The 10,167-nt window shown below is 68.8% G+C and carries 9 protein-coding genes and 1 pseudogene; 6 read left to right on the forward strand and 4 right to left on the reverse strand.

Going from position 1 to position 10,167, the window contains the following annotated elements:
* On the reverse strand, window positions 1–2,432 hold a 2,432-nt coding region (locus FJV41_RS57005), incomplete at its 3' end, for an error-prone DNA polymerase (RefSeq protein ID WP_141648769.1).
* A gap of 412 nt (window positions 2,433–2,844) precedes the next feature.
* Here FJV41_RS57005 and FJV41_RS44795 point away from each other — a divergent pair.
* From FJV41_RS44795 to FJV41_RS44810, 4 genes are all read left to right on the forward strand, one after another.
* The gene (locus FJV41_RS44795; RefSeq protein ID WP_141648770.1) at window positions 2,845–3,510 is read left to right on the forward strand and encodes a hypothetical protein; all 666 of its coding nucleotides are present in this window, start codon (window positions 2,845–2,847) and stop codon (window positions 3,508–3,510) included.
* Window positions 3,511–3,614: 104 nt separating this feature from the next.
* Window positions 3,615–4,103, forward strand: a complete 489-nt coding sequence (locus FJV41_RS44800) for an NfeD family protein (protein WP_141648771.1) — start codon at window positions 3,615–3,617, stop codon at window positions 4,101–4,103.
* Window positions 4,103–5,227: an SPFH domain-containing protein gene (locus tag FJV41_RS44805; protein WP_141648772.1), complete on the forward strand. Its 1,125-nt coding sequence runs from the start codon at window positions 4,103–4,105 to the stop codon at window positions 5,225–5,227. The genes FJV41_RS44800 and FJV41_RS44805 overlap by 1 nt, the downstream gene beginning before the upstream one ends.
* 242 nt (window positions 5,228–5,469) lie before the next feature.
* Window positions 5,470–6,972, forward strand: coding sequence for an ATP-binding cassette domain-containing protein (locus tag FJV41_RS44810; RefSeq protein ID WP_141648773.1), 1,503 nt, complete (start codon window positions 5,470–5,472; stop codon window positions 6,970–6,972).
* Window positions 6,973–7,039: 67 nt separating this feature from the next.
* Here FJV41_RS44810 and FJV41_RS44815 read toward each other — a convergent pair whose 3' ends face one another.
* Entirely contained in the window at window positions 7,040–8,020 is a 981-nt protein-coding gene (locus FJV41_RS44815; protein ID WP_141648774.1) for an NAD-dependent epimerase/dehydratase family protein, read from the reverse strand.
* Between the two features lie 130 nt (window positions 8,021–8,150).
* On the opposite strand from FJV41_RS44815, the gene FJV41_RS44820 reads away from it, so the two are divergent.
* Complete coding sequence (locus tag FJV41_RS44820) at window positions 8,151–8,684, forward strand: FHA domain-containing protein (RefSeq protein ID WP_141648775.1); 534 nt, start codon at window positions 8,151–8,153, stop codon at window positions 8,682–8,684.
* Between the two features lie 12 nt (window positions 8,685–8,696).
* Here the strand turns inward: FJV41_RS44820 and FJV41_RS44825 are convergent, their stop codons facing one another.
* A complete protein-coding gene (locus FJV41_RS44825) occupies window positions 8,697–9,221 on the reverse strand; it encodes a hypothetical protein (RefSeq protein ID WP_141648776.1) in 525 nt (174 codons plus the stop codon).
* Window positions 9,222–9,382: 161 nt separating this feature from the next.
* Between FJV41_RS44825 and FJV41_RS44830 the strand changes: the two genes are divergently transcribed.
* Window positions 9,383–9,970: an imm11 family protein gene (locus FJV41_RS44830; protein WP_141648777.1), complete on the forward strand. Its 588-nt coding sequence runs from the start codon at window positions 9,383–9,385 to the stop codon at window positions 9,968–9,970.
* Between the two features lie 11 nt (window positions 9,971–9,981).
* On the opposite strand, the pseudogene FJV41_RS44835 reads toward FJV41_RS44830, so the two are convergent.
* A pseudogene (locus FJV41_RS44835) lies at window positions 9,982–10,167 on the reverse strand (Y-family DNA polymerase); the annotation flags it as partial.

Raw genomic sequence — 10,167 nt, forward strand, 5'->3', positions numbered from 1 at the left:
ACAACTATGCCATCGTTGGCAGCGTCAGCTGTGTATAAGAGACAGCCCTTCACCATCCGCAACCCCAGCCGCAGCGCCTTCCCCCCGTCCTCCAGCGTGCAGTCCCATCGCGAGCACCGCACGTCCACCGGCCGCACCTCCACGCCGTGCCGCTGCACATCCGCCACCAGCGTGTGCGGCGCGTAGAAGCCCATGGGCTGCGAGTTCAGCAACGCCGTCGTGAAGGCCGCCGGGTAATGACACTTCAGCCAACTGGACGCATACGCAATCAACGCGAAGCTCGCCGAGTGACTCTCCGGAAAGCCGTAGTGTGCGAAGCCCCGGAAGTTGTCGAACCACTCCTCCGCCTGCACCCGCGAGTACCCTCGCGACAGACACCCCTCCACGAAGCGTCCCCGGTACTGCAACAGCATCGACTCCGCGCGCTTGTGGCTCAGCACCCGCCGCAGCCCATCCGCCTCCTCCGCGGAGAAGCCCGCCGCCACCATCGCCAGCTTCATCGCCTGCTCCTGGAAGAGCGGCACCCCCAGCGTCTTGCCCAATATCTCCCGCACCGCCTCGCTCGGGTACATCACCGTCTCCTCGCCGTTCCTCCTGCGAAGAAATGGGTGCACCATCTTCCCGACAATCGGCCCCGGGCGGATGAGGGCAATCTCCACCACCAGGTCGTAGAACGTCCTCGGCCGCAGCCTTGGCAGCATGTTCATCTGCGCCCGGCTCTCGATCTGGAACACCCCCACCGTGTCCGCTTCGCACAACATGTCGTAGACCTTCGGGTCCTCCGCCGGAATCGTCGCCAGCGACAGCTCCCGCCCGTGGTGCTCTCGAATCAGCGCGAAGCACTTCGACAGCGCCGTCAACATCCCCAGCGCCAGCAGGTCCACCTTCAACAGTCCAATCGAGTTGATGTCATCCTTCTCCCACTGGATGACCGTCCGCCCCGCCATGGCCGCGTTCTCCACCGGCACCAGCTCCGTCAGCGGCTCTCGCGTCATCACGAACCCGCCCACGTGGATGGACAGATGTCTGGGAAAGCCCTCCAGCTCCGCCGCCAGGGACAACGTCCGCTGCACCCGCCGGTCGAACGCGGACAGCCCCGCCTCCAGCAGGACCTCCGGCGTCACCTCGAACCCGTGCGCCGCGGAGACCTTCGACAGCCGGTCCACCTGGTCCAATGACAACCCCATCGCCTTCCCCGCCTCCCGCAGCGCCAGCCGCCCGCGATAGCAGATGACCTCGCACACCATCCCCGCCCGGTGGCGCCCGTGCTTCTCATACACGTACTGGAGCACCTCCTCGCGCCGCTCGTGCTCGAAGTCCACGTCGATGTCCGGCGGCTCCTTGCGCGCCATGCTCAGGAAACGCTCGAACAACAAGCCCATCCGCACCGGGTCGATGGCGGTGATCTGCAGCGCGTAGCAGACCGCCGAGTTCGCCGCGCTCCCTCGCCCCTGACACAGAATCCCCTGCCGCCGCGCGAAGCCGACGATGTCCCACAGCGAGAGGAAGTAACCCGCGAAGTCCAGCGCGGCGATGAGTCGCAGCTCGTGCTCTATCTGCTTCACCACCTCCGGCGGCACACCCGCCGGGTAGCGCACCCCGAGCCCCTCGTACGTCAACACCCTCAGGTGCTCGTCCGCCGTCCGCCCTCCTGGCAGGTCCTCCTCCGGGAAGCGGTAGCGCAGGTCATCCAGCGACGCCCGACACCGCGACGCCAGCTCCACCGTCCGCGCCAGCGCCTCCGGCCGGTCCGCGAACAGCCGCGCCATCTCCCCGGGCCCCTTCAGCGTCCGCTCCCCGTTGGGCCACAGCCGCGTCCCCGCCTGGTCCACCGTCGTCCCGTGCCGCACCGCGCTCAGCACGTCCTGGAGCGGCTGACGTCTCCGGTGGTGCGTGTGCACGTCGTTGTGCACCACCAGCGGCACCCCCAGCTCCCGCGCCAGCACCTCCGCTCGCGCCTCCCGGGCCGAGTCCCCCGCCGACAACGTCCGGCACAGCCCGACATGGAAGCGCTCCGGGAACGCCTCCGCCAACGGCGCCACCCGCTCCAGCGCCGCCGGCTCCGGCAACAACGCGAGCAGCCCGCTGGAGCGCTCCGCCAGCGCCCGCCACGGCAACCCCGCCTCCCCCTTGGGGTGCGTCATCCGACTGCGCGACACCAGCGCGCACAGGTTCGAATAGCCCCCCGAGTCCGCCGCGTACACCACCACCGGAGGCCCGTCCTCCAACGTCAGCTCGGCCCCGAGGATGAGCCGCAGGCCGTGCTCCTTCGCCGCGAGGTGGGCCTTCACCGCCCCGTACAACCCATCCGCGTCCGTCAACGCCAGCGCGCTCAGCCCCAGCCGCGAGGCGGTGAGCACCAGCTCCTCCGGATGCGAGGCACCGCGCAGAAACGAGAAGTTGGAGCGACAGACGAGCTCGGCGTAGTCCACACCCGATCAAGACACTGACCGGCCGTTCAGGCGCTAGGTCGGATCTTCGTTCAGCAGCCGAGAGACTCGCCGGGTTGAGGCACGCCGCACGCGCCCCGACGCACCACGTCCTCTTCGGGCCTCCAGGGCCTCGTTCCGCGACTCCGGCGCCTCCCGTCCGCCACCCGCCGCCGCGCCACGACGTTTCCAGACAGCCCTTGGGCCGAGCCCCTCGTCCAAACCCAGACATGTCATCTCCGAGCCTCGCCCCCCTGTCCGCGCAGCAACGCTCAACTCCTGAGAATCACTGTCACGCGAGTCCCCGGTGCCTACCGTCGCTGTCCGCCCGGCGCCGCCCTCTCCCGGAAAGGCGCCCGTTGCCACGGACGGCATCGGCCCATGTCGCCACGACACCTCTCGACGAGGAGGACTCATGTCCCTGCACGGCCTCAACCGCTTCGCCCTTCCCTTCACCCTGTTCCTCGCGTCCGCCCTGCTCTTCCCGGCACTCGGGCTCGTCGGCGAGACGCAGGCCGCTTCGCGCAAGAGCGCCCCCTGTGGGGTGAATCGCGAGCTGTATCTGGGCACCTACAAGGGCCGCGTGTTCAAGGAATGGCAGACACCGCTCACCGATGAGCAGCTCAAGGACCCGTTGACCCGCATGGCCAATGACGCCCTGCTCAAGAACAACTACACGCTGACGGTCCGCTTCCAGCGCGACGCGCGGGGCACCTACCAGGCGGAGACGCTGGTGCAGTTCGACAGCCTCACCCCCGACACCGTCGGCCCCAGCCACAAGGACACCAGCAGCTACCTGCTCAACCTGGACCGGGAGCCCGCCAAGGTGGAGTTCGTCGTGACGCGGCGCCCCGCGAAGACCTACGCCACCCGCCCCCAGGAGCAACCCCGCACCGGAGGCATCGAGAAGACCACCTCGCGGCCCAGGCCCACGAGCCACACCCTCGTCTTCAAGGAGACCCTCGCCCTGGACGCCCTGGACTGCGACAGCGGCGGCGTCCCCCAGCGCCTGCTCTTCACCCGGACCATCGGCGGCCAGCAGCCCATCGTCGAGACGCGGGAGCTGTTCCGTACGAAGTAGGCGCGCCCGAGCCCCCTCACGGGGCCCCATGAAGGCGTTCAGTCCTTTCGTCCCCGCCCGCCCGCGTTTGACAGGACGGGGAACCGACTGACAAAGAGATCTTCATGGACCTGACCCCCGCCGCCTGGCAGCTCTGGATCGTCGCCGCCCTCGCCTGCGGTGGGCTGGAAATCAAGCTGTCCGGCTTCGGGCTCGTGTGGTTCGCGGTGGGGGCGCTCGTCTCCTCGCTCGCCGCGGGCCTCGGGCTGACCTTCTTCCTCCAACTGGCGCTCTTCGCCACCGTCTCCATCGGCCTGTTCGCCGCCTCGCGCACCCTGTTCAAAAACGTTTTCATGCGGAACGCTTCGCACTTGAAGACGGGCGTCGAGGCCATGGTGGGGCAGGAGGCGGTGGTGATGGAGTCCATTGAAGGCCCCCACGGGGGCACGGTGCGCATCAACGGCGAGCTGTGGACGGCCCGCTCGCTGTCCGGCGCCATCCCCCAGGGGGAGCTCGTCACCGTGGAGCAGGTCGAGGGACTCAAGCTTTGGGTGCGCCGCCCTTCGGCGACGTTGTCGGTTCCCGAGGCGGAACAGAAACAGGAGAAAGTCTGATGGACGCGCTGACCTTTGTAATCCTTGCCGCTCTCGTGGGGCTCGCGGGCTTCGTGCTGTACACCTGCGTCCGCATCGTTCCCCAGGCCAAGGTCATGGTGGTGGAGCGACTGGGCAAGTTCCATGGCGTCGCCACCAGCGGCCTCAACCTCCTCATCCCTTTCCTCGACAGCCCCCGCCCCATCGAGATGCGCACGGGCAACCGCTACATGCGCAGCACCATGGTGGACCTGCGCGAGCAGGTCATGGGCTTCGAGACGGTGCAGGTCATCACCCACGACAACGTCAACATGGAGGTCGGCTCGGTCATCTACTACCAGATCGTCGACGCCGCGAAGGCGCTGTACCAGGTGGAGAACCTGGCCCTGGCGATTGAACAGCTCACCATGACGAACCTGCGCAACGTCATGGGCAGCCTGACGTTGGACCAGACGCTCACCAGCCGCGAGACGGTGAACACCCGGCTGCGCATGGTGCTGGACGAGGCCACGGAGAAGTGGGGCGTGAAGGTGACGCGCGTGGAGCTGCGCGAAATCGAGCCGCCCCAGGCCATCAAGTCCGCCATGGCCAAGCAGATGACCGCCGAGCGTGAGCGCCGCGCCGAAGTGACGAAGGCCGAGGGCGACAAGGCCGCCGCCATCCTCCAGGCCGAAGGCCAGAAGATCTCCCGCATCCTCCAGGCCGAGGGCGAGCGTGACGCGGAGGTCGCCCGCGCCGAGGGCCACAAGCGCGCCACCATGCTGGAGGCCGAAGGCAAGGCCGAGGCCACGCGCCTCACCTTCGAGGCCATCCACAGCGGCCACGCCACCCCGGAGGTGCTCGCGCTGCGCTACATGGAGACCCTCCAGGAGATTGGCAAGGGTGACAACAAGATGTTCATCCCCTACGAGGCCACCGCCACCCTGGGCGCCATCTCCGTCATCAAGGACGTCTTCTTCGCCAAGGAGGACGCGGCCAGACGCCCCGCGCCCCAGGCCCCGGGGACGCGTCCCGCGCCCACCGCCGCCTCCCTGAGCGCCCAGAGCATCGCCCGGAGCAACGTCATCGCGGAGCCCGCCACCCTCACCGGCGCCAGCGCTCCGCAGGCGCGTCGTCCCCGTCCTCCCTCCGAGCAGGACGAGTAGACCGCTGTCCGGAATCCGTCTTGCTCGCCGTCCAGGCTGGCCGGCGAGCGAGACGGGGTTGCATTCCGCCCCGGCGCGCGTCATAGATTTTGGCGCACGCATCCACCGGAGGGCCTGACACCCCCTCCCTACGCGAGGTCGACGTACCCTTGAAGCTGAGCCGCTGAGTCCCAGGTCTTTTGGCCTCACCGCGCAGGGCCGCCCCTTGGGCTGGCTCGCGCCTGGATTCAGGAGTTCGCTTCATGTCTTCCCTTCGCGCGCATCGCGTGTCGTTCGCCTATTCCGACGCTGTCGCCGTCCTCTCTGAAGTCGACTTCCATCTGGCGTCCGGCTGGACAGGGCTCGTGGGCGCCAATGGCGCCGGCAAGTCCACCCTGCTCCGGCTCCTCTCGGGGGAGCTTGCGCCCACCGAGGGGCACATCCAGTCCGAGCCCCCCTCGCCCACCCTGCGGCTGTGCCGCCAGGAAGTGGAGGCGCTGACGCCGGACATCACCTCCTTCGCCGAGTCATGGGACTCGCTCGCGCGCAGGCTGCACGGGCAACTGGGGCTGGACGTCTCCGCGCTGGAGCGCTGGTCCACGCTGTCCCCGGGCGAGCGCAAGCGGTGGCAGGTGGGCGCGGCGCTGGCCGCCGAGCCGCACGTGCTGCTGCTCGACGAGCCCACCAACCACCTGGACGCGGAGGCGCGGACGTGGCTCGTCTCGGCGCTGAAGCGCTTCAAGGGCGTGGGCGTCGTCGTGTCACATGACCGGCCGCTGCTGGAGACGCTCACCACCGCCACGCTGCGCGTCCATGGCGGCGATGCGCGGCTGTGGCCCGGGGCCTACTCCGCGGCGAAGCAGCACTGGGAGGCCGAGCGCGAGGCGGAGGTGGGCGTCTATCAACAGGCCCGCGCGGAGCAGCGGCGCGCGGCGCGACTGCTCGACCAGGCCCGACGCGAGCAACAGTCCGCCGACGCGGCCCGGAGCACACGCAAGCGACTGAAGGACAAGAACGACAACGACGCGCGCTCCATGGGCGCGTCCGTCGTGGCGGGCTGGGCGGAGAATCACGCGGGCCGCCGCGTGGGCATCCAGCGTCGCGAGCTGGAGCGCGCCACCGAGGCCGTGGGTGAGTTCACCGCGGACAAGACCGTGGGTCGCTCCGTCTTCGTCGACTACGTGCGCTCGCCCAACCCGTGGCTCTTCACCCTCGACGTGCCGGAGCTGCGCGCCGGGGACGTGCCGCTGCTGGGGCCCGTGAATCTGTCCGTCGGCCGCGAGGCGCGCGTGCGCATCGAGGGTCCCAACGGCGCGGGCAAGAGCACCCTGGTGCGCGCGCTGCTGGAGCGCGCTCGCGTGCCCATGGAGCGCGTGCTGTATCTGCCGCAGGACGTGGGCGCGGAGGAGGCGCGGACCACGCTCGACGAGGTGCGCGCCCTGCCTCCCGAGGAGAAGGGGCGCGTGCTGTCCCTGGTGGCCGCGCTCGGCGTGGACCCCGAGCGGCTGCTCGGCTCGGAGCAACCTTCACCGGGAGAGGTGCGCAAGCTGCTCATCGCCCGGGGACTGGGACAGCACGCCTGGGCGCTGGTGCTCGACGAGCCCACCAATCACCTGGACCTGCCCTCCATCGAGCGACTGGAGGCGGCCCTGCGTGAGTATCCCGGCGCGCTGCTGCTGGTGACGCACGACACCGCGTTCGCTCGCGCGTGCACCTCCGAGGCCTGGCGCGTGGAGCATGGCCGGGTGGAGGTGACGGCCGGGTGAGGCCGGGCGGGAGCGCGACTCCAGCGCGATGATGCGACCCGTCCCCGTGGACTGTCGCGGGACTGGCTCACGTCCTGAACTGGGGGTGCTCCCGCTCCCACGCCTCCAGTTGCGCGAGCCCCTCTTCCACGGAGACGCGAGGACGGAAGCCCGTCTCGCGCTCCAGCGCGGAGGGGTCCGCCCACGTGCCATCCATCTCCCCTGGCTGGGCTGGCAGTGGGCGCAGCACGGCCCGCGTCCCCACGTGTCGCTCCAGGACGGCCACGAAGTCGCGGAGCGAGACGGGCTCGCCGCGGCCCACGTTGAGCAGTCGATACGGCGGTGTACCGGAGGGCGGGCGGTCCAGCACGCACAGCACCGCCTCCGCCACGTCGTCCACGTGGGTGAAGTCGCGCCGCATGCGGCCCTCGCCGTAGAGGTCGATGGGACGCCCCTCGCGCAGGGCGCGAAGGAAGCGCAACGGCGCCATGTCCGGACGCCCCCAGGGACCGTACACGGTGAAGAAGCGCAGCCCGCTGGTGGGCAGCGCGTGCAGGTGGCCGTACGTGTGGGCCAGCAGCTCTCCGGCGCGTTTGGTCGCGGAGTAGACATTCAGCGGGTGGTCGGCCGAGGCGCTCTCCGCGAAAGGGGGCGGCGTGTCAGCGCCGTACACGGAGCTGGAGGAGGCGTAGACGAGGTGCTCCACCTGCGTGGCATGCGCCTGCTCGAGGACGTGGAGGAACCCCGTCACGTTCGCGTCCAGATAGGACCGCGCGGAGGCGCTCGCCGTCCGGACGCCGACCCTCGCCGCCAGATGCACGACCCGCTCGGGGCGCTCTTGCTGAAAGATTCTCGCGAGCGCGGCGGCATCGGTGATGTCGACCGGATGACAGGTGAAGTGCTCGGCGCCAGGGGTGGTGCGAAGTCGGGCCAGGCGGGCCTGCTTGAGCGGCACATCTCCGGAGGGGTCCAGGTTGTCCACGCCGAGGACGGTGTCCCCTCGCGCCAGCAGTCTCGCGCTGACGTGGTGACCGATGAAGCCCGCCGCTCCCGTGACGAGTACCCGCATGCAGGGCGCACGCTCCCATGCCCTCCCGGGGGATGCCACGTTCACGGTGTGACGGACTCCCTCGCCGAGCGTCCAGGAGGGCTCGACACCCTGCTTCCCGTGGCCCCTGCTTGGACGTAGGGTGGGCGACATGGTGTCCGTGAACCAGCTCCGACCCTTCGCCGAAGCCTCGCTCGAAGCCTTCCGGGCCGCGTCAGGCCCGGTGGCGCTCATCCAGCAGCCCGTGGACCCGGTGTTCCGAAGCGTCGCCCAGCAACTGACGGGGGCGCGCACGGTGGGCATGGCGCATCGCTCGCGCATGACGGAGCGGCTGCTCGCCATGCTTCGCGACTTCGACAACCTGGAGGTGCACTTCCTCAACCCCAAGGTGGATGGCGAGGAGCTCACCGTCGGCCGCTCGGAGTGTGACCTGGTAGTGCCGGACCCGTCCGTCTCCCAGCACCACGCCACGCTGCGGTGGAATGCGGCGACGGGCGGCTTCCTCGTGCGCGATGCGCAGTCGATGAATGGCACGTGGATCAACGGCGCGCCCCTGGGGTTTCGGGCGCAGGTGACGCTCAACGACGGCGACACGCTGGCGTTCGGCGACGCGCAGTTCCTCTACCTGCGCGCGGAGACGGTGCACGAGCACCTGCGACTGGCGAGCCCTCGGCCGAAGCCCTGAAGGCGTGGAGGCTCAGGGCACTTCCTTGACGGCCTGGATGACGGCCTTGCGCAGATAGGAACTGTAGTCCGTCTGCGACTGGTACAGGCCAATCATGGCGACGGTGCGGCTCTCCTTGCGCCAGATCAGCTGGCCGTCGGGAGAGACGACGCCGGCCTCCAGCACCACGTCGGCGCGGCCCATGGTCTGGACGGCGGAGACGTCGACCCAGGACAGCACGACGACGACGGCGGCCTCCGCGTCGTTCTCACGGATGACGGACACGACTTCATCCGTGGAGGGCGAAGGCGCCGCGGAGATGCGCGTCCCGGCGACCTCGAAGCCCCGCTCTCGGAGGACGGCTTCCGTCGAACCGGAGAGGACGGTGCGAGGGTTGCCCTCGCCCATCAGGTCCTCGCGGTAGGACGCCGAGGGCAGTGAGTCCACCCGCGAGCCGACGACCACGACGACCTTGCGGATGGCCCCCGCGGGACGGACCTGCGGCGCGGCGCATGCGGTGACAAGCAGGGACAGCAGGAGGAGAGCGGAGACGCGCATGGGGGCCTGGGGGAAAAGGTGGTCGCTCTGCATAACCACCAGGGGCGGGGATGGGCAAACCGGTGAAGCATGAGGGTGCATGCCTCACGCCTCCCGCGATGTTCCGACCCGCTGAGACGGAGGGTGCGAGCAAGGAAACGTCATGAGACGATGCACCCTCGATGAGCGTGTCGATGCCAGGCCCGAACTACTACATCTTCAACGACCTGCTGGAGGACTCCGCTCTTGGATTCCAGCACTCGGAGATCTGGAAGCTTCCTCTCACCCGCGCGTCATGGATTTCCGGCGCGCGACACCCCAAAGCGATTGCCACGCCAATCCAGGTACAACTGAACCCCAGGTTCGGGACCGAGCTGCTCGATTCCTATCACGAGTCCATTCCTGTCTGGTCGGACCGTCTCATCGAGGTCCTGCGCGCTGCGGGCGTGGACAACCTGGATGTCTACGATGCCGTCATCCATGATCCACGGACGGGCCTGACGACTTCCGCGTTCAAGGCCGTGAACGTGCTCGGCAGGGTCGACTGTGCCGACATGGAACAGTCGGAATATGACCCCCGGTCCGAGCGTGGTGCACGTGAGTTCATCAAGCTGGTCATCGACCCCACGAAGACGATGGGGTTGAAGATGTTCCGGCTCCATGAGCGCCCAACCCTCTTGCTCATCCACGAAGACGTCAAACAAGGCATCGAAACCGCTCGGCTGAAGGGAATTCGCGCCGACCCGGTCTTGCAGCATGTCCGCAATTGATTGCCCATCCCTCAGTCAAACAAGCCCTGCAGATAGAAGCGGCCGTCTCGCATGTCTCGGAACACCCACGCCGGGCCCAGTCCCTCAAAGTGCACCCGGTAGTAGTCACGCTGGAAGGGAGACTCGGACCACCATTCCCCTCCCAGTCGCTCTGGCCCTGTCACCGCCGTCACCCGGTGCCGCCGCCCACCCACCCT

This window comes from Myxococcus llanfairpwllgwyngyllgogerychwyrndrobwllllantysiliogogogochensis, from assembly GCF_006636215.1.
In the GTDB taxonomy this organism is placed as follows: domain Bacteria; phylum Myxococcota; class Myxococcia; order Myxococcales; family Myxococcaceae; genus Myxococcus; species Myxococcus llanfairpwllgwyngyllgogerychwyrndrobwllllantysiliogogogochensis.

Bases quoted from the DNA above. Each gene is read 5' to 3' on its own strand.
- FJV41_RS44830 (WP_141648777.1), top strand. From the start codon at position 9,383: ATGAGCGTGTCGATGCCAGGCCCGAACTACTACATCTTCAACGACCTG.
- FJV41_RS44825 (WP_141648776.1), bottom strand. From the start codon at position 9,221: ATGCGCGTCTCCGCTCTCCTCCTGCTGTCCCTGCTTGTCACCGCATGC.
- FJV41_RS44805 (WP_141648772.1), top strand. From the start codon at position 4,103: ATGGACGCGCTGACCTTTGTAATCCTTGCCGCTCTCGTGGGGCTCGCG.
- FJV41_RS44810 (WP_141648773.1), top strand. From the start codon at position 5,470: ATGTCTTCCCTTCGCGCGCATCGCGTGTCGTTCGCCTATTCCGACGCT.
- FJV41_RS44815 (WP_141648774.1), bottom strand. From the start codon at position 8,020: ATGCGGGTACTCGTCACGGGAGCGGCGGGCTTCATCGGTCACCACGTC.
- FJV41_RS44820 (WP_141648775.1), top strand. From the start codon at position 8,151: ATGGTGTCCGTGAACCAGCTCCGACCCTTCGCCGAAGCCTCGCTCGAA.
- FJV41_RS44795 (WP_141648770.1), top strand. From the start codon at position 2,845: ATGTCCCTGCACGGCCTCAACCGCTTCGCCCTTCCCTTCACCCTGTTC.
- FJV41_RS44800 (WP_141648771.1), top strand. From the start codon at position 3,615: ATGGACCTGACCCCCGCCGCCTGGCAGCTCTGGATCGTCGCCGCCCTC.